This is a genomic window from Ramlibacter sp. (assembly GCF_036383835.1).
In the GTDB taxonomy this organism is placed as follows: Bacteria; Pseudomonadota; Gammaproteobacteria; order Burkholderiales; family Burkholderiaceae_C; genus Ramlibacter.
Genome location: NZ_DASVNN010000064.1, coordinates 107,400 through 125,262, shown reverse-complemented (window position 1 = coordinate 125,262; position 17,863 = coordinate 107,400). Strand labels below are relative to the sequence as shown.

The 17,863-nt window shown below is 68.4% G+C and carries 18 protein-coding genes; 7 read left to right on the top strand and 11 right to left on the bottom strand.

Going from position 1 to position 17,863, the window contains the following annotated elements; genetic code table 11:
* From VF522_RS10900 to VF522_RS10875, 6 genes are all read left to right on the top strand, one after another.
* Positions 1-253, top strand: a 253-nt coding sequence (locus tag VF522_RS10900; RefSeq protein ID WP_330908281.1) for a hypothetical protein, incomplete at its 5' end; no start/stop codon positions are given.
* A gap of 90 nt (positions 254-343) precedes the next feature.
* Positions 344-640, top strand: coding sequence for a hypothetical protein (locus tag VF522_RS10895; RefSeq protein WP_330908280.1), 297 nt, complete (start codon positions 344-346; stop codon positions 638-640).
* Positions 641-679: 39 nt separating this feature from the next.
* Positions 680-2,362, top strand: coding sequence for a type I secretion system permease/ATPase (locus tag VF522_RS10890; protein ID WP_330908279.1), 1,683 nt, complete (start codon positions 680-682; stop codon positions 2,360-2,362).
* A 13-nt stretch (positions 2,363-2,375) separates the two neighbouring features.
* On the top strand, positions 2,376-3,713 hold the full coding sequence (locus tag VF522_RS10885) for an HlyD family type I secretion periplasmic adaptor subunit (RefSeq protein WP_330908278.1): 1,338 nt from the start codon (positions 2,376-2,378) through the stop codon (positions 3,711-3,713).
* Positions 3,714-3,761: 48 nt separating this feature from the next.
* Entirely contained in the window at positions 3,762-5,528 is a 1,767-nt protein-coding gene (locus tag VF522_RS10880; RefSeq protein ID WP_330908277.1) for a multicopper oxidase family protein, read from the top strand.
* A gap of 15 nt (positions 5,529-5,543) precedes the next feature.
* Positions 5,544-6,185 (top strand): SCO family protein, encoded by a 642-nt coding sequence (locus VF522_RS10875; protein ID WP_330908276.1) that lies wholly within the window; start codon positions 5,544-5,546, stop codon positions 6,183-6,185.
* 1 nt (position 6,186) lies between these two features.
* Here the strand turns inward: VF522_RS10875 and VF522_RS10870 are convergent, their stop codons facing one another.
* Entirely contained in the window at positions 6,187-6,846 is a 660-nt protein-coding gene (locus VF522_RS10870) for an RlmE family RNA methyltransferase (protein ID WP_330908275.1), read from the bottom strand.
* 32 nt (positions 6,847-6,878) lie between these two features.
* Here VF522_RS10870 and VF522_RS10865 point away from each other — a divergent pair, with 32 nt between their 5' ends.
* Entirely contained in the window at positions 6,879-7,352 is a 474-nt protein-coding gene (locus VF522_RS10865) for a YhbY family RNA-binding protein (protein WP_330908274.1), read from the top strand.
* A gap of 40 nt (positions 7,353-7,392) precedes the next feature.
* On the opposite strand, the gene VF522_RS10860 is transcribed toward VF522_RS10865, so the two are convergent.
* The 10 genes from VF522_RS10860 to lpxD all read right to left on the bottom strand — a co-directional run bounded on the left by VF522_RS10860 (position 7,393) and on the right by lpxD (position 17,849).
* A complete protein-coding gene (locus tag VF522_RS10860) occupies positions 7,393-7,848 on the bottom strand; it encodes a DUF4149 domain-containing protein (protein ID WP_330908273.1) in 456 nt (151 codons plus the stop codon).
* Complete coding sequence (gene greA / locus VF522_RS10855) at positions 7,848-8,324, bottom strand: transcription elongation factor GreA (RefSeq protein ID WP_330908272.1); 477 nt, start codon at positions 8,322-8,324, stop codon at positions 7,848-7,850. The genes VF522_RS10860 and greA overlap by 1 nt, the downstream gene beginning before the upstream one ends.
* Before the next feature lie 97 nt (positions 8,325-8,421).
* Positions 8,422-11,694: a carbamoyl-phosphate synthase large subunit gene (gene carB, locus VF522_RS10850; protein WP_330908271.1), complete on the bottom strand. Its 3,273-nt coding sequence runs from the start codon at positions 11,692-11,694 to the stop codon at positions 8,422-8,424.
* Between the two features lie 3 nt (positions 11,695-11,697).
* A complete protein-coding gene (carA, locus tag VF522_RS10845) occupies positions 11,698-12,867 on the bottom strand; it encodes a glutamine-hydrolyzing carbamoyl-phosphate synthase small subunit (protein WP_330908270.1) in 1,170 nt (389 codons plus the stop codon).
* 164 nt (positions 12,868-13,031) lie between these two features.
* Positions 13,032-13,808, bottom strand: coding sequence for an RNA methyltransferase (locus tag VF522_RS10840; protein ID WP_330908269.1), 777 nt, complete (start codon positions 13,806-13,808; stop codon positions 13,032-13,034).
* Positions 13,805-14,515: a ribonuclease HII gene (gene rnhB, locus VF522_RS10835; RefSeq protein ID WP_330908268.1), complete on the bottom strand. Its 711-nt coding sequence runs from the start codon at positions 14,513-14,515 to the stop codon at positions 13,805-13,807. Before rnhB ends, VF522_RS10840 begins: the two co-directional genes overlap by 4 nt.
* Positions 14,487-15,629, bottom strand: a complete 1,143-nt coding sequence (gene lpxB, locus VF522_RS10830; protein WP_330908267.1) for a lipid-A-disaccharide synthase — start codon at positions 15,627-15,629, stop codon at positions 14,487-14,489. Before lpxB ends, rnhB begins: the two co-directional genes overlap by 29 nt.
* A gap of 4 nt (positions 15,630-15,633) precedes the next feature.
* On the bottom strand, positions 15,634-16,422 hold the full coding sequence (lpxA, locus tag VF522_RS10825; protein ID WP_330908266.1) for an acyl-ACP--UDP-N-acetylglucosamine O-acyltransferase: 789 nt from the start codon (positions 16,420-16,422) through the stop codon (positions 15,634-15,636).
* 11 nt (positions 16,423-16,433) lie between these two features.
* On the bottom strand, positions 16,434-16,871 hold the full coding sequence (fabZ, locus tag VF522_RS10820; RefSeq protein ID WP_330908265.1) for a 3-hydroxyacyl-ACP dehydratase FabZ: 438 nt from the start codon (positions 16,869-16,871) through the stop codon (positions 16,434-16,436).
* A gap of 9 nt (positions 16,872-16,880) precedes the next feature.
* Positions 16,881-17,849: a UDP-3-O-(3-hydroxymyristoyl)glucosamine N-acyltransferase gene (gene lpxD, locus VF522_RS10815; protein WP_330908264.1), complete on the bottom strand. Its 969-nt coding sequence runs from the start codon at positions 17,847-17,849 to the stop codon at positions 16,881-16,883.
* Between the last annotated feature and the right edge of the window lie 14 nt (positions 17,850-17,863).

The window sequence follows — 17,863 nt, the reverse complement described above, 5'->3', positions numbered from 1 at the left end:
GACTGGCTTCGGCGCCGATCGCATCAGCGACTTCGACGCCATCGCACTGGGCGGCCAGGACCGCCTGGACATCAGCGCGCTCGGGATCACGGCGGCGACCTTCGGCGCCTCGGTCTCGATCACGCTGGCCAACCTCGATGCGGTCGCCGGGCTCGACACCCTGGTGACCATCGGGGGCAACTCGATCGCGCTGTTGGGCGTCAACGGTGCCGGCGACAACGCCATCACTGCAGCGGATTTCATCATGGCGTGACACGCAGACGCGATCCCGCGGGCCGGCCGCCGCCGGCCTGCGCGAGGGCGGCGCGCCGACAACGAACGAGCCAGCAAGAAAGGAGCCGATATGACCGAGCAGATCAAGACAACCGGAAGGGCGACGCCCGGGTCCGGACCCACCTCCACGCCGCGCGCGATCACCCATCCGCGCGAAGTGGCCGCAGTCGTCATGGCGCGCATGAACCAGGTCAACGCCAAGAAAGACGAACTCGGGGTCTCGATCCACGGCCTGATGGAAGTGATGCAGCAGCTGACCAAGATCCATGACGAACAGCTGCTCGCCATCGAGCAGCTGCGACGACGCGTGAAGGCACTGGAAACGGGCACCGCGGGGGGACAACCGTCTCCCCCTCCGGTGCAGTGATCGGGGCGTAGCGCAAGTCGAGCATCCGGGGGCAATGCCATGAAATCCTTGTGGAGCGAACTGCGGCCGCTGATGGCCTCCATCGCCGCGTTCTCGTTCGTCATCAACCTGCTGTTCCTGGTGCCTGCGTTCTTCACCCTCCAGGTGTTCGATCGCGTCATCTCGACCAACAGTCCCGAGACGCTGCTGGTGCTGCTGGCCGGCACCGGCATCGCATTGCTGATCCTCACGCTGCTCGACTACGTGCGGACCCGCCTGCAGAACGTCGTCGGCTCCCTCCTCGACGAGCACCTGTCGCCGCCGGTGGTGAATGCCGTCGTCGTGCGCGCCACCCGGACGGCCGGGGGCGCCCGCGTCGACGCCATTCGCGACGTGGCGTCCCTGCGGACCATGTTTTCCGCGAACGGCCTGATCGCGGTGTTCGATGCACCCTGGGTCGTGGTCTACGTTCTCGTGATCTGGATGTTCCATCCCTTGCTGGGGATCGGCGCGGCGCTCTCGGCGCTGCTGATGCTCATCCTCGCGTGGATGAACGACCGCCTGAGCCGCCGCACCCTGGAAGACCTGCAGAAGGAAGGGCGCCGCGCCTCGCAGTACGTCGAGAGCTCGCTGCGCAATGCGGAAGTGCTGCAGGCGCTGGGCATGACCGACCGCCTGCTGGCCCGGTGGCGCCGGCTGCAGGACCGCATCGGCACGATGCAGACCAGCGCCAGCCGCAAGACGGCCGCCTTCACCGTCGCGACGAAGTCCGTGCGACAGACCATCCAGATCCTCATGCTGGCCCTGGGGGCCTGGCTGGTGCTGACGCAGCAGGCCTCCGGCGGCATCATGATCGCCACCAGCATCCTGCTCGGACGCGCGGTGCAGCCCGTGGAGCAGCTGGTGGGCAGCTGGCGCGTCCTGATCGAGGCCCGCGCCGCCTATGCCCGCCTGGCGGAACTCGCGCGTGACTTCGACGGCAAGGAAGCACGCCTGGCGCTGCCGCGGCCCAAGGGCCTGCTGACGGCGGAGAACGTCTCGTACCGGCTGCCGGGCGCCGACGCACAGATCCTGACGGCCATCAACTTCGCGCTCGCGCCGGGCGAGGCCCTCGCCATCCTGGGACCGAGCGCGGCGGGCAAGTCGACGCTCGCGCGGCTGCTGACGGGGATCCGCGCACCGAGTGCCGGTCGCGTCCGGCTCGACGGCGCCGACCTCTCCGAATGGCCCCGCGACCAGATCGGCCCGCACATGGGCTACGTGCCGCAGGACGTGGAACTGTTCGACGGCACGGTGGCGGACAACATCGCGCGCCTCCAGGACGTGGACTCGGAAGCGGTGGTCGCGGCCGCGATGCGCGCGAACGCGCACGAGATGATCCTCACGCTGCCGCACGGCTACGACACCCCGGTGGGCGAACACGGCGCGTTGCTGTCGCCGGGGCAGCGCCAGCGCGTGGCGCTGGCCCGCGCGGTCTACGGCCAGCCGCAGCTGATCGTGCTGGACGAGCCGAACTCCAACCTGGACGGCGCGGGCGAAGTCGCCCTCGCCCATGCCCTCGGCGGCCTGCGAAGCGCCGGCGTGACGACCGTCATCGTCACGCACCGCCCTTCGCTGATCGCCCACGTCGACAAGGTCATGGTGCTGGCGGCCGGGCGCATCCAGCAGTTCGGCCCGGCCGGCGAGGTCATGAAGGAAATGCAGCGGCAGGCCCAGGCCGCCGTGGACCGGAAGGCTGCCTGAGGCGCAGGAGGACATGATGAAGACAGGAACACTCCAACTGCCGCCGCCGGCCCGGCGCAGCACCGAGGAACACGCGCGCCGTCTCGTGCGCGCCGGCTGCTGGATCGTGGTCGGGGCGGTGGTGCCCATCGCGATGTGGATGGCCGTCGCGCCGCTGGCCATGGCCGTCGTCGCCCCCGCCGTGGTGAAGGTGGACCTCAACCGGCGGCCGGTGCAGCACCTCGAGGGCGGGACCGTGCGCGAAGTGCTGGTGCGCGACGGGCAGAAGGTGCAGGCCGGCGAGCCGGTGCTGGTGCTCGGGGACGTGCGGGTGGATGCCGACCGCAACCGCCTGGATTACCGGGTGCTCGTGGAGCGCGTGGGGATCACGCGGCTGGAGGCCGAACATGCGCTGGTGCCGGCGCTGCGCTTCCCCGACGACCTCCAGCGGGCCGCGAAGCAGGATCCGCGGGTGGCGCTTGCGCTGGCCAAGGAAGCCGCGCTGTTCCGGGCGCAGCGCCATTCCCTGGACAGCGGGACGACGCTCATGCGGGCGCAGCGCGAACGGGTGGAGAACGAGATCGCGGCGGTGCAGGCGCAGATCGTCCAGGCGCAGCAGTCGCTCGAGCTCCAGCGCTCGGACCTCGAGGCGAACCGCGGGCTGATCAAGCAAGGCTACATCGCGGCCACCCGCATCGCGCAGCTCGAGGCCGTGGTCATGGACTACGCGGCCAAGCTGGAGGAACGCCGCACCGAGCTCGCGCGCGCGCAGCAGCGGCTCGTGGAGATCGACCTGAAGATCCAGTCCGCGCGCAACGACTACGTCAAGTCGGCGAGCGACCAGCTCAAGGCCACGGCGCAGCGCCTGAGCGAGATCGAGCAGGAGCAGCGCAAGTCGGATGACGCGGCCAGGCGCCAGGTCGTGGTGGCGCCGGCGAGCGGCGAGATCATCGACCTCAAGTTCACTTCGCCCGGCGCGGTGGTCGGGCCGGGCGATGCCATCGCCGACATCGTCCCCAGCGGCTCCCCGCTGATGGTCGAAGCGCACATCCGCCCCGAGGACATCGCCAACGTGCACCAGGGACAGCACGCGCGCGTGAAGTTCACGGCACTCCGTTACCGCAACACCATGCTGGTCGACGGCAAGGTCACGTACGTGTCCGGCGACCGCCTGGTCGATCGCCAGAGCGGAGTGCCCTACTACACCGCGACCATCCTGGCCGATCCGCACGCGCTCGCGGCCATCGGCGACTTCAAGCTCCAGGCCGGCATGCCTGCCGAGGTCTACATCGACGGATCGCGGCAGACGGCACTGCAGTACCTGGCGGAGCCGGTGATGACGACCCTGCGCAGGGCAGGACGTCAGATGTGAGGGACATCAACGAGTGAGGACACCATGACACGCCAACACCAAACACCCATGGAACCGGAATCCAGCCCCGGCGTGACGCGACGCGCCGTGCTCAAGGCGTCGCTCGCGGCGGCGCCGCTGGTGCTGACCGCGCGCAAGACCGAGGCGCAATTGCCGCCGGTCCTGCCGCCCAGCCCGCCGACGACGCCGTGGGTGGAGGAGCTGCCCCTGCAGGACACGCCGGCGACGGCCCTGGACACCCTGGATCCCGCGCCCACGCTGCCGGCGAACATCCTCGGCGGCGAGATCGGGCGCGTGGAGCACCAGCGCTACTTCGAGTGCTGCGGACCGGGCAGCCGCACCGGCAAGGATGCCGTGTTCCACAAGCTGATCGTCAAGGAGAACCCCGCCTGGCGGTTCAACGGCGACAACGCCTACTACCCCCCGCAACCCATCTGGGGCTACCAGGGCACCAACAATTCCGACGCGGTCACTCCCGGCCCGACGATCCACGCGCGCTACGGCCAGCCGGTCCTCTGCCGCATCTACAACCAGCTGCCGCAGTTCCACACCGGCTTCGGCTCGCCCGAGATCACGACCCACCTGCACAACCTGCATACGCCCTCGGAAAGCGATGGCTTCACCGGCGACTACTACAGCCCCTCCAAGAAGGGCCCGACCCTGACCGGCGTCGGCGCTTTCCACGACCACTTCTATCCCAACATGTATGCGGGCTTCGACGAGATGGGCGGCATCGGCGACCCGCGCGAAGCGCTGGGCACGCTCTGGTACCACGACCACACCGAAGGCGTGACCGCACCGAACGTGCTCAAGGGGCTGGTCGGCCGCTACAACATCTACGACGACCTGGACAGCGGCAGCGAGCAGTCCGGGCTGAAGCTGCCGAGCGGCGCGTACGACTATCCCCTGACGTTCGCCGACCGGCGTTTCGACGTGAACGGCCAGCTGACCTTCGACCAGCTGAATCCGGAAGGCGTGCTGGGCGACAAGATCCTCTGCAACGGCAAGATCGAGCCGGTGCTGAAGGTGGCGCGGCGCAAGTACCGCTTCCGGCTGCTCAATGGCGGTCCGACGCGCTTCTACGAGATCGCCCTGCAGAACCGGTCGGCCAACGGGATCTACCCCTTCACCTACATCGCCAACGACGGCAACCTGCTGCCGAACCCGCTGCCGTACCAGACCAGCATCCGCTTCGCACCCGCGGAGCGGGCGGACATCGTCATCGATTTCGCGAAGTTCCCGCTCGGCACCGAGCTGTACCTGGTGAACCTGCTGCTGCAGACCTCGACCCGGCAGCCCGACCGGACCCTGGCGCCCGGCACGCGCGTGCTCAAGCTGGTGGTCGATCGCAATCCCCCCGAGCCGGACACGAGCATGGTCCCCGGCACGCTGCGGCCGCTGCGTCCCCTGCCCGGCGCATCGGAGCTCGCGGGACTGCCGGTGCGGCGCTTCGTCTTCGCGCGCAGCGGCGGCATGTGGTCGGTGAACGGCGGGTTCTTCAACGTCTTCCAGGTGTCCGCCGCGCCGAGGAAGGGCAGCGCCGAGATCTGGGAACTGGTGAACCCGGACAACGGCTGGCAGCACCCGATTCACATCCACTTCGAGGAAGGGATCATCCTGGGCAAGTCCGTCGGCGGCGTGCCGGTGGCGATCCCGCCGCACGAACGCGGGCGCAAGGACGTCTACGTCCTCGGTCCGGCCATGACGGTGCGGGTGCTGCTGCGGTTCCGCGACTTCATGGGCAAGTACATGATGCACTGCCACAACCTCACCCACGAGGACCACGCGATGATGGTCCGGTGGGACATCGTGTGAGACGCGGAGGCCGCCATGTACACCCGGAGACTCGAACTCGCCGCCGCGGGCGCGATCGCGGTCGTGGGCCTGGCCGACACCCTGCTGGACCCGCCGACGTGGGGGGCGCCCCTGGTCTCGGCGCCGCCGCCGCCCCGCGACTCGCACGGAGGCATCCCGAACGTGCTCCTGACGACGCACACCGGCCGGCGCGTCCGCTTCTACGACGACCTGGTCCACGGCAAGGTGGTCCTCATCACGATGATGTACGCCGGTTGCAACAACACCTGCCCGCCGAGCACGTTCAATCTGGTGCAGGTCCAGCAGATGCTCGGCGCGCGCGTGGGCCGGGACATCTTCATGTACTCGCTGACCCTGAAGCCCGAACAGGACTCGCCGGAGGACCTGGCGCACTACGCGAAACTGCATCACGTCGGACCGGGCTGGCTGTTCCTGACCGGGACGCCCGCCGACGTGCAGCGGCTGCGCTATGCGCTGGGCTTCTACGACCCCGATCCGACCGTGGACCAGCAGGACGGACGCCACGTCGGCATGGTGCGCATCGGCAACGATCCCTACCAGCGCTGGGGCATGGCGCCGACGCTCGCGGACCCGCGGCAGATCGTGTCGATGATCGAGCACATCGACCGGCGGCCGCCGCCGCCGCGCACCGCCTGACTCAGCGGCCCTTGGGGCCGATGCCCACCAGGAAGGTCTCGGACGACTTGTCGCGCGAGGCCTTGGGCTTCATCGGCTTGACGATGCGGAAGCGGTCCTTGAACAGCTTCACCAGCTGGCTGTAGCCGCTGCCGTGGAAGACCTTGCAGACCAGGGCCCCTTCCGCCTTGAGGTGCTGCGTGGCGAAATCGACCGCCAGTTCCACCAGGTGCGCGATTCGCGCCGAATCCGACGACGGGATGCCGGAGAGGTTCGGCGCCATGTCCGAGACCACCACGTCGACCTTGCGGCCGGCGAGTTGCGCCTCGAGCTGCGCGGCCGGCTCCGGCTCGCCGAAATCCCCCTGGATGAAGGTCACGCCCTCGATCGGCTCCATGGGCAGGATGTCCAGCGCGAGGATCTGGCCGGCCAGCACGCCGGCGGCCGCGCCCTCGGGCGCCAGCTTGCGGCGCACGTACTGGCTCCACGCGCCGGGGGCCGAACCCAGGTCGACCACCAGGCGTCCCGGCCTGATCAGGCCCAGGGCCTCGTCGATTTCCTTGAGCTTGTAGGCAGCGCGCGCGCGGTAGCCCTCCTTCTGCGCGAGCTGGACGTACGGGTCCCGCACGTGGTCGTTCAACCACGACTTGTTGACCTTCTTGCTCTGGGTTCTGACTTTCATGTGCCTGTGCGCCTAACGCGGATAATACGGGGATGCCAGCGATCCAATTGACCATAGCCGAGCGCAAGGCGCATCGGGCCGAAGCCCATCACCTGGACCCCGTGGTGATGATCGGCAATGACGGCCTCACGCCCGCCGTCAAGAAGGAAACCGAGGCCGCGCTCAACGCGCATGGCCTGATCAAGGTGCGGGTGCTCGGCGACGACCGGGAACAACGCGAGGCCATCTACCAGGAGCTGTGCGACACGCTCAGCGCGGCGCCCATCCAGCACATCGGCAAGCTGCTGGTGCTGTGGCGGCCCAAGCCGGCCAAGCTCAAGGCCGAAGACGAGGACCGCAAGCCCGGCCCGCGCGAATACAAGGTCATCAAGAACTCCAGCCGGGGCGGCCAGCGCCCCGAGGTCAAGCGGGTGAGGGTGCTGGGCAACCAGCGCCTGACCAGCGGGGGCATGGTCAAGAAGTCCAAGCCGAAGCAGAAATCGGTCAAGAAGTCACGGGCGGAATGACTGTTGCGGTCATCCCCGCGCAGGCGGGGATCCAGGGTATTCAAGGCGGAAGCTCTGGATTCCCGCCGTCGCGGGAATGACCGGGTGTGCTGGTGACCTTGACCAGCACCACCAGCGCGCACAGCCACTGCAAGGCATAGAGCGCCGTCCCGGCGCTGTGCCACGCCGCCAGGTTCTCGCGCGCCACGATCCGCGGGGCCACCACGAACTCCTGCAGCAGCGCGGACAGCATCCCCAGCAGCACATAGGCGACGGCGCCACCGGCCCAACCGAGGCTCGGCGTGCCTTCCTCGTCGCGGGCTCCCATGAGCACGAACAGGCCGCACGCCAGTCCCAGCCAGCATTGCGCGGAAAAGAGCTTGGCGGCGAGCTTGCCGGCCATGGCCGGCGTGGCTGCGTTCTGGAACAGCAGCGGCACGACCAGGAACCCGATCGCGCTCAGGCTGCCCCACCAGAGGGCGGCCGCGAGGACGGGGAGCCGTGCCTTCCAGGCCATCAGACGTAGTTGACGGCGACGATCTCGTAGCGCTTGACGCCGCCGGGCGCCTGCACTTCGGCGGTGTCGCCCTCTTCCTTGCCGATCAGCGCGCGGGCGATCGGGCTCGACACGTTGATCAGGCCCTGCTTCAGGTCCGCTTCGTCCTCGCCGACGATCTGGTACCTGACGGTCTCGCCGGAGGTCTCTTCCTCCAGTTCGACGGTGGCGCCGAACACGACGCGGCCGCCCGCGTCGAGCGACGACGGGTCGATGACCTGGGCGGCGGCCAGCTTGCCTTCGAGCTCGCGGATGCGGCCTTCGATGAAGCCCTGGCGATCCTTCGCGGCGTCGTACTCCGCGTTCTCGGACAGGTCGCCCTGGGCACGCGCCTCGGCGATGGCCTGGATGACGCCCGGCCGGTCGACCGTCTTCAGGCGGTGCAGTTCGGCCTTGAGCTTCTCCAGGCCGCGGGTGGTGATGGGAATGGTGGCCATCTTCGGGGGGTCTCCAGCAAAAGCGAAACCGCCGAACGTTGCCGCCCGGCGGTTCTGGTATTGGACGCGATTATAAAACCGGCAGCCGCCGGCCGCACTAGGCGGCGGCCAGCTGGGCGTGCATCTCCTGGACCGAGATCACGTCCAGGTTCTCCATGGCCAGCATGCCCTCGACGGCCGCCTCGGCGCCCGCGATGGTCGTGAAGGTCGTCACGCGCGCCAGCAGCGCCGAAGTACGGATCGCCCGCGAATCGGCGATGGCGTTGCGGCGCTCCTCCACCGTGTTCACCACCATCACGACCTCGTTGTTCTTGATCATGTCGACGATGTGCGGGCGGCCTTCGGTCACCTTGTTGACCGTCTCGCAGGCGATGCCCGCGGCGGTGATGGCGGCGGCGGTTCCCTTGGTGGCGATCAGCGGGAAGCCCATCGCCTCCAGCCGGCGGGCCACTTCGACCGCGCGCGGCTTGTCGCTGTTCTTCACCGTCAGGAACACCTTGCCGGTGGACTTGCCCTCGGCGTCGGTCGGCTTCGGCAGCTTGGTGCCGGCGCCGAGCTGGCTCTTCACGAAGGCTTCACCGAAGGTCTTGCCCACGCCCATCACCTCGCCGGTGGACTTCATCTCGGGGCCGAGGATGGTGTCCACGCCGGGGAACTTGACGAAGGGGAACACCGCTTCCTTCACGCTGAAGTAAGGCGGAACGACCTCCTTGGCGATGCCCTGCCGGTCCAGCGTCTGGCCCACCATGCAGCGCGCCGCGACCTTGGCCAGCTGGATACCGGTGGCCTTGGACACGTAGGGCACGGTGCGCGAGGCGCGCGGGTTCACTTCCAGCACGAAGATGACGTCCTGGCCGTCCTTCTCCTGGATGGCGAACTGCACGTTCATCAGGCCGATGACGTTCAGCGCCTTCGCCATCTCGGCGGTCTGGCGCTTGAGCTCCTCCACCGTCGCCTTCGACAGCGAATAGGGCGGCAGCGAGCAGGCGGAATCGCCCGAGTGCACGCCGGCCTGCTCGATGTGCTCCATCACGCCGCCGATGAACACGCGGCCGGTGCCGTCGGCGATGCAGTCGACGTCGCACTCCACGGCGTCGTTCAGGAAGCGGTCCAGCAGCACGGGCGAGTCGTTGGAAACCTTCACGGCCTCGCGCATGTAGCGCTCGAGGTCGCGCTGCTCGTGCACGATCTCCATCGCGCGGCCGCCCAGCACGTAGCTGGGACGGACCACCAGCGGGTAGCCCAGGGCCTCGGCCTTCTGCAGCGCCTCGGGTTCGGGGCGCGCGGTGGCGTTGGGCGGCTGGCGCAGCTTCAACTGCACAAGCAGCTGCTGGAAGCGCTCGCGGTCTTCCGCGGCGTCGATCATGTCGGGCGAAGTGCCGATGATGGGCACGCCCTCCTTCTCGAGGCCCAGCGCGAGCTTCAGCGGCGTCTGGCCGCCGTACTGCACGATCACGCCGGCGGGCTTCTCCACGTTCACGATCTCCAGCACGTCTTCCAGCGTCAGCGGCTCGAAGTACAGGCGGTCGGAGGTGTCGTAGTCGGTGGAGACCGTCTCCGGGTTGCAGTTGACCATGATGGTCTCGTAGCCGTCCTCGCGCAGGGCGAGCGCGGCGTGCACGCAGCAGTAGTCGAACTCGATGCCCTGGCCGATCCGGTTCGGGCCGCCGCCCAGCACCATGATCTTCTTCCGGTTCGTCGGCTCGGCCTCGCACTCGTCCTCGTAGGTCGAGTACATGTAGGCGGTGTTGGTCGCGAATTCGGCCGCGCAGGTGTCCACGCGCTTGTAGACCGGGCGCACGTTCAGCGCCTTGCGCAGGTCGCGCACCGCCTTGTCCGTGGTCTTCAGCAGCTTGGCCAGGCGGCGGTCGGAGAAGCCCTTGCGCTTGAGCGCGCGCAGCGTGGGCGCGTCGAGCGCCGCCAGGGCCTTGTCGCCCCTGGCTTCCACCAGCCTGTCGAGATCGAGTTCGATCTTCACGATCTCCTCGATCTGCACCAGGAACCACTTGTCGATCTTGGTGAGGTCGTAGACCTCGTCGACCGACAGGCCCATGCCGAAGGCGTCGCCCACGTACCAGATGCGCTCGGGACCGGGCTCGCCCAGTTCCTTCTCCAGCACTTCGCGGTCGGTCGTCTTCTGGTTGAGGCCGTCGACGCCGACTTCCAGGCCGCGCAGGGCCTTCTGGAAGGACTCCTGGAAGGTGCGGCCCATGGCCATCACCTCGCCCACCGACTTCATCTGCGTGGTCAGGCGGTCGTTGGCGTCCTTGAACTTCTCGAAGGCGAAGCGCGGGATCTTGGTGACGACGTAGTCGATCGAGGGCTCGAACGACGCCGGCGTCGCGCCGCCGGTGATGTCGTTGCGCAGTTCGTCGAGCGTGTAGCCCACGGCCAGCTTGGCGGCGACCTTGGCGATCGGGAAGCCGGTGGCCTTGGAGGCCAGCGCCGAGGAACGCGACACGCGCGGGTTCATCTCGATGACGATCATGCGACCGTCCTTCGGGTTGATCGAGAACTGCACGTTCGACCCGCCCGTGTCCACGCCGATCTCGCGCAGCACCGCCAGCGAGGCGTCGCGCATGATCTGGTATTCCTTGTCGGTCAGCGTCTGGGCCGGGGCGACGGTGATCGAGTCGCCCGTGTGCACGCCCATCGGGTCGAGGTTCTCGATCGAGCAGACGATGATGCAGTTGTCCTTCTTGTCGCGGACCACTTCCATCTCGTACTCTTTCCATCCGAGCAGCGATTCCTCGATCAGCAGTTCGCTGGTGGGCGAAGCCTCCAGGCCGCGCTTGCAGATCGTCTCGAATTCTTCCGGGTTGTAGGCGATGCCGCCGCCGGTGCCGCCCAGCGTGAAACTGGGGCGGATCACGGTGGGGAAGCCGACCTGCTTCTGCACGCCCCAGGCTTCTTCCATCGTGTGGGCGATACCCGAACGCGCCGAGCCCAGGCCGATGCGGGTCATCGCATCCTTGAACTTCAGGCGGTCTTCGGCCTTGTCGATGGCTTCCGGCGTGGCGCCGATCAGCTCGCACTTGTACTTGTGCAGCACGCCGTTGCGCCACAGGTCCAGCGCGCAGTTCAGCGCGGTCTGGCCGCCCATGGTCGGCAGGATCGCGTCCGGCTTCTCCTTGGCGATGATCTTCTCCACCGTCTGCCAGGTGATCGGCTCGATGTAGGTGACGTCGGCGGTGGCCGGGTCCGTCATGATCGTCGCCGGGTTGGAGTTGATCAGGATGACCTTGTAGCCCTCCTCGCGCAGCGCCTTGCAGGCCTGCACGCCGGAGTAGTCGAACTCGCACGCCTGGCCGATGATGATCGGGCCGGCGCCGATGATGAGGATGCTCTTGATGTCTTGGCGCTTGGGCATGGCTTACTTCTTCTTCTCGTCCATCAGGCCGGTGAAACGGTCGAAGAGATAACCGATGTCATGGGGACCGGGCGAGGCTTCCGGGTGGCCCTGGAAGCAGAAAGCGGGTTTGTCGGTGCGGGCGAGGCCCTGCAGCGTGCCGTCGAACAGCGACACGTGCGTCGCGCGCAGGTTCGCGGGCAGCGTCTTCTCGTCCACCGCGAAGCCGTGGTTCTGGCTGGTGATGCTCACGCGGCCGGTGTCGAGGTCCTTCACCGGATGGTTCGCGCCGTGGTGGCCGAACTTCATCTTGAAGGTCTTCGCGCCGGAGGCCAGCGCCATGATCTGGTGGCCCAGGCAGATGCCGAAGGTGGGATAGCCGTCCTCGATCAGCTCGCGCGTCGAGGCGATCGCATAGTCGCAGGGCTCCGGGTCGCCGGGGCCGTTGGAGAGGAACACGCCGTCCGGCTCGAGCTTCTTCACTTCCGCGGCGGGCGTCTTCGCCGGCACCACGGTGACCTTGCAGCCGCGCTCGGCGAGCATGCGCAGGATGTTCTTCTTCACGCCGTAGTCGAAGGCGACGACGTGGTACTTCGCGTTTTCGAGCTGGCCGTATCCGGTGCCCAGCTGCCACTCGGTCTGGTCCCAGCCGTAGGACTTGCCGACGGTGACTTCCTTGGCCAGGTCCAGGCCCGCCATGGACCTCTCGGCGCGGGCCTTGGCGATGGCTTCGTCCACCAGCGCCGGCGTCGCTTCCTGTCCCTGCTCCAGCGCCACGACGCAGCCGTTCTGCGCGCCCTTGGTGCGCAGGATGCGGGTGAGCTTGCGGGTGTCGATGTTGGCGATGCCCACCGTGTTCTCGCGCTGCAGGTACTGCTGCAGGGTCATGTCGGCGCGGAAGCTGGAGGCGATCAGCGGCAGGTCGCGGATGATCAGGCCGGCGGCGTGGACCCTGCTCGCCTCGACGTCCTCGGCGTTGACGCCGTAGTTGCCGATGTGCGGGTAGGTGAGCGTGACGATCTGGTGGGCGTAGCTCGGATCGGTCAGGATTTCCTGGTAGCCGGTGAGCGAGGTGTTGAACACGACCTCGCCGCTGGAGGTGCCGGAGGCACCGATCGAGTTGCCGATAAAGACCGTGCCGTCTGCGAGCGCCAGGATGGCGGGCGGGAAAGCTCCCTGAAGCGACGAAAGCACTGGGTTCTCCGGATTGTTGACGGGTACGCCCAGGACGCGATCGAAAGCGGACTCTCGATGTTGCTTTTGTCGGGGAGTGGCGGTGATGCGCTAGGGCGTACGGGTTTGCGGGAAAGCCGCTGATTATAGCCCGAGGGAGGGTTCTCCCTCACGGGGGCCGGTCATCAGGACGCGTTCGCCGCCGCGCTCGCGTGCAGGCAGATCGCCGCCGCCGCCCCGACGTTGAGCGACTCCTCGCCGCCCGGCTGCACGATGCGCACGAACTGCGCGGCTTTCGCGGCGAGGGCCGCGCTCACGCCCTGCCCTTCGTGGCCCAACACCCAGGCGCAAGGCCAGGGCAGCTTCGCCCGGTGCAGGTAGTCGCCCTGGTGCGAGCTGGTCGCCAGCAGCGGGATCTTCAGCGCATCGAGCTGTGCGGCATCGAGGCCTTCCAGCAGCGACAGCCCGAAATGCGCGCCCATGCCGGCACGCAGCACCTTGGGACTCCAAAGCGCAGCGGTGCCCTTGATCGCCAGCACCTGGCGGAAGCCGAAGGCGCCCGCGCAGCGCAGGATCGTGCCGACGTTGCCGGCATCCTGCAGGCCGTCGAGGACCACGGCCGGCGCATCGGGCCGCAGGGCCGGCGCAGCCGGCAGCGGCAGCACGAAGCCCATGCGGGCCGGCGACTCCAGGCCGCTGATCCCGCCGAACAGGGTGTCGTCGACGACGACGGTCCTGCCCCCTGCATCCGCCCATTCGTGGCCCGAAGCATCGAAGTACGAAGCCTGGAACACCGCGTGGCTCGGCTGCAGTCCGCGCTGCAGGGCGGCGCGACACAGGTGGTCGCCTTCCAGCCAGACGCGTCCCTGCTTGCGATAGCCCGTGCTGTCCTGCGCGAGGCGGCGCAGCTCCTTCAGCAGCGCGTTGTCGCGCGAAGCGATGTGCTGCGGCCCGGAAGTCACTGGACCTGGACCGACAGGGTCACGCCCTCGTCCACGGCGAACTGCGCCGCCACGGGGGCGAAATGCCTGCGGTGATGCACGCAGGGGCCATGCGCGCGCAGCGCCTCCAGGTGCTCGGGGGTGCCATAGCCCTTGTGCGCCGCGAAGCCGTACTGCGGGAACTGCTCGTGCAGCTCCGCCAGCATGCGGTCGCGCGTGACCTTGGCGACGATGGACGCCGCCGAGATCGATTTCACCTTGGCGTCGCCACCGACGATGGCTTCGGACAGCACGTCCAGGTTGGGCAGCCGGTTGCCGTCCACCAGCACCTTCACCGGCTTCAGGCGCAGGCCCTCCACGGCGCGCTTCATCGCCAGCATGGTCGCGTGGAAGATGTTGAGGTCGTCGATTTCCTCGACCGACGCCATGCCGACCGAACAGCAGAGCGCCTTTTCGCGGATCTTGTCGTAAAGCTTGTCGCGCGCCAGCGCGGTGAGCACCTTGGAATCGGCGAGGCCGAGGATGCGCTTCTTGTCGTCCAGGATCACCGCCGCGGCCACCACGGGTCCGGCCAGGGGGCCGCGCCCGGCCTCGTCCACTCCCGCGATCAGGCCGACGGGCTCCGGAAAGACCAGCGGCACCTGCCGCGGCCCGGCCGTCTTCGTCCGGATCGTCGTCGTCCGGATGCGCCTGTCGGTCTCAGGAGGCGAGGACTTTTTCGATGGCATCGGTGGCAAGGGTCGCTGTGTCGCGCCGGAGCTGGCCATGCAAGGCCCGGAATTTCTCCTGCACGGAGCGCATTCTGTCAGGACTGTCCAGCCAGTCGGCGAGCGCCCCGCGCATCGACTCGGGTTTTGCGTTGGACTGCAGCAACTCCGGCACGACGAATTCACCGCACAGGATGTTGGGCAGCCCCACCCAGGGCTGCAGCTGGCGCGGCTTCATCAGCGCGTACGTGAGCCAGTGCGTCCGGTAGGAGATCACCATCGGCCGCTTGAAGAGCGCTGCCTCCAGCGTCGCGGTGCCGCTGGCGACCAGCGCGATGTCGCACGCCGCGAGCGCTGCATGCGACTGGCCGGTGACGATCGTAAGGTGGCGCGGGGACGGGCCCTCGCGCGCGATCGCGCTGATGCGCGCCTGCAGGCGCGGCACCGCGGGGATCACGAACCAGGTGTTCGGATGGGTCTTTTCCAGCAGCTTGGCCGCCGCCAGGAAGCGCGCGGTGAGCGACTCGACCTCGGAGGCGCGGCTACCGGGAAGGATGGCCACGACCTTCGCATCCTGCGGCAGGCCCAGTGCGCGGCGCGCGCCCGCCTGGTCCGGCTCCATCGGGATCACGTTGGCGAGCGGATGCCCCACGTAGGTGGCCGCCACGCCGTGCTGCGCGAGCAGCTCGGGCTCGAAGGGGAAGATGCACAGGACGTGGTCGCAGGCGCGCTTGAGCTTCTCGACGCGCTTCATCCGCCAGGCCCAGATCGAGGGGCAGACGAAGTGCACCGTCTTCACGCCCTTGCCGCGCAGGTCGGCTTCGAGGCCCAGGTTGAAGTCCGGCGCGTCGACGCCGATGAACACGTCGGGGCGGTCCTTCATCAGCCGATCGCGCAGCTCGCCGCGGATGCCGAGGATCTCGCGCAGGTGCCGGAACACCTCGGCGTAGCCGCTGACGGCGAGCTTGTCGGAAGGCCACCAGGCCTCGACGCCGCGCGCCTGCATCTGCGGGCCGGCGATGCCCTGCACGGCCATCGCGGGCCAGCGGGCGCGCATGGCGTCGAGCACGAGGGAGGCGAGCAGGTCCCCGGAGGCCTCGCCGGCGACCATGGCGAAGCGCGGTGCGTCGGCCATGGGACTACCGCGCGATGCCGCGCGTCGCGCCGGCCAGGAAAGCGCTCATCATCGCGACCTCGGCGGAAGCTTCCGGAGCCGACCGGGCGAACTCGCCGATCGCCTCGCGGGCCGATTCCAGCGTGCGGTTCTCGCGATACAGCAGCTTGTGCATGTGCCGGACGGCCCCGATGCGCTCCGCGCTGAACTCGCGCCGGCGCAGTCCGACGACGTTGATGCCGCGCACCGCCAGCGGGTTGCCGTCCACCAGCATGAAGGGCGGGACGTCCTGCGACACCGCGCTGGCGAAGCCGATCATCGAGTGGGCGCCGATCTTCACGAACTGGTGGATGCCGGTGAGGCCGCCCACCGTCACCCAGTCGCCGATCTCGACGTGGCCGGCCATCGTGGCGTTGTTCGCCAGCGTGGTGTGGTCGCCCACGATGCAGTCGTGCGCGACGTGCACGTAGGCCATGATCCAGTTGTCGTTGCCGATGCGGGTGACCGCCTTGTCCTGCACCGTGCCGATGTGCAGCGTGCAGAACTCGCGGATGGTGTTGCGGTCGCCGACCACCAGCTCGCAGGGCTCGCCCTTGTACTTCTTGTCCTGGTTCGCCGCGCCGACGGAGGCGAACTGGAAGATGCGGTTGTCGCGCCCGAGGGTCGTGTGGCCCTCGATCACCACGTGGCCGGCGACGGTGGTGCCGGCGCCGATCTTCACGTGCGGGCCGACCAGCGTGTACGGGCCGATGGTGACGCCGTCGTCCAGCTCCGCCTTCGGATCGACGATCGCGGTCGGGTGGATGTTCGCCATCTTCGCCCCGTTCAGGACACCGTGCGCATGGTGCACATCAGCTCGGCCTCGCAGGCGATTTCCTCGCCCACGCGCGCGACGCCCTTGAACTTGAAGATGCCGGCCTTGTGGCGCAGCACCTCGACGTCCATGACCAGCTGGTCGCCCGGCTCCACCGGACGCTTGAAGCGCGCGCCGTCGATGCCGGCGAAGTAGATGACGGAATTCGGGTCGCGCCCCTTGGACTCGTCGGCGAAGGCCAGCAGGCCGGCCGTCTGCGCCATGGCTTCGAGCATCAGCACGCCCGGCATCACCGGACGGTGCGGGAAGTGGCCGACGAAGAAGGGCTCGTTGATCGTGACGTTCTTCAGCGCCCGGATCGACTTGCCCGGCTCGACGGCGAGCACGCGGTCCACCAGCAGGAAGGGATAGCGGTGCGGCAGTTTCTTGAGGATCTGGTGGATGTCCATGTCCGGCATTCAGAGTTTCTTTTCCAGCGCCTTGATGCGCTCGCGCAAGGTGTGCAGCTGCTTGAGCGTCGCGGCGTTCTTTTCCCAGGCGGCATTGTCGTCGATGGGAAAGATGCCGGTATAGAGGCCGGGCTTCGAGATGGAGCGGGCGACGAAGGAACCGGCCGAGATGTGCACGCGGTCGGCGATGGTGAGGTGGCCCAGGATCATGGCCGCGCCGCCGATCATGCAGTGCGCGCCGATGGTGGCGCTGCCCGCGATGCCGGTGCAGCCCGAGACGACCGTGTGCCTGCCGATGCGGCAGTTGTGGCCGACCTGGATCTGGTTGTCCAGCTTCACGCCGTCCTCGATCACGGTGTCGGCCAGCGCGCCGCGGTCGATGCAGGTGTTGGCGCCGATCTCGACGTCGTCGCCGATGCGCACCGCGCCCAGCTGCTCGATCTTCTCGTAGCCGCCCTGCGATGGCGCGAAGCCGAAGCCGTCGGCGCCGATCACGACGCCCGGATGCAGGATGCAGCGCGCGCCCAGCACGCAGTCCTCGCCCAGGTACACGCGCGGCTTGAGCACGGTGCCCGCGCCGATGCGCGCGCCGCTTTCGACCACGCAATGCGCGCCGATCCGCACGCCCTCGCCGATCTCCGCGTCCCCGGCGATCACCGCGGTCGGGTGGATCGCCGGGCCCTGGGGCTTCGCATGCGTGCGCTTCCACAGCTGCGTCACGCGCGCGAAATAGGCATAGGGATCGTCGGCCACGATGCAGGCGCCGCGGGCCAGCGCCTGCTCGCGCACGGCGGGCGCGACGATCACGCAGCCGGCGCGCGATGCGTCCAGCTGCTGGCGGTACCTGGGATTGCTGAGGAAACTGAGCTGGCCGGGCTGGGCCGATTCCAGCGGCGCGATGCCCTCGATGCGCAGGGCGGGATCGCCGTGCAGTTCACCGCCGAGGGTCGCGACGATTTCGCCGAGCTGCAGCGCCACCGCGGTCTCGCGCG

Coding starts and splice junctions, on each gene's coding strand:
- VF522_RS10895 (WP_330908280.1), top strand. CDS start 344: ATGACCGAGCAGATCAAGACAACCGGAAGGGCGACGCCCGGGTCCGGA.
- VF522_RS10890 (WP_330908279.1), top strand. CDS start 680: ATGAAATCCTTGTGGAGCGAACTGCGGCCGCTGATGGCCTCCATCGCC.
- VF522_RS10885 (WP_330908278.1), top strand. CDS start 2,376: ATGATGAAGACAGGAACACTCCAACTGCCGCCGCCGGCCCGGCGCAGC.
- VF522_RS10880 (WP_330908277.1), top strand. CDS start 3,762: ATGGAACCGGAATCCAGCCCCGGCGTGACGCGACGCGCCGTGCTCAAG.
- VF522_RS10875 (WP_330908276.1), top strand. CDS start 5,544: ATGTACACCCGGAGACTCGAACTCGCCGCCGCGGGCGCGATCGCGGTC.
- VF522_RS10870 (WP_330908275.1), bottom strand. CDS start 6,846: ATGAAAGTCAGAACCCAGAGCAAGAAGGTCAACAAGTCGTGGTTGAAC.
- VF522_RS10865 (WP_330908274.1), top strand. CDS start 6,879: ATGCCAGCGATCCAATTGACCATAGCCGAGCGCAAGGCGCATCGGGCC.
- VF522_RS10860 (WP_330908273.1), bottom strand. CDS start 7,848: ATGGCCTGGAAGGCACGGCTCCCCGTCCTCGCGGCCGCCCTCTGGTGG.
- greA (WP_330908272.1), bottom strand. CDS start 8,324: ATGGCCACCATTCCCATCACCACCCGCGGCCTGGAGAAGCTCAAGGCC.
- carB (WP_330908271.1), bottom strand. CDS start 11,694: ATGCCCAAGCGCCAAGACATCAAGAGCATCCTCATCATCGGCGCCGGC.
- rnhB (WP_330908268.1), bottom strand. CDS start 14,515: ATGCCATCGAAAAAGTCCTCGCCTCCTGAGACCGACAGGCGCATCCGG.
- lpxB (WP_330908267.1), bottom strand. CDS start 15,629: ATGGCCGACGCACCGCGCTTCGCCATGGTCGCCGGCGAGGCCTCCGGG.
- lpxA (WP_330908266.1), bottom strand. CDS start 16,422: ATGGCGAACATCCACCCGACCGCGATCGTCGATCCGAAGGCGGAGCTG.
- fabZ (WP_330908265.1), bottom strand. CDS start 16,871: ATGGACATCCACCAGATCCTCAAGAAACTGCCGCACCGCTATCCCTTC.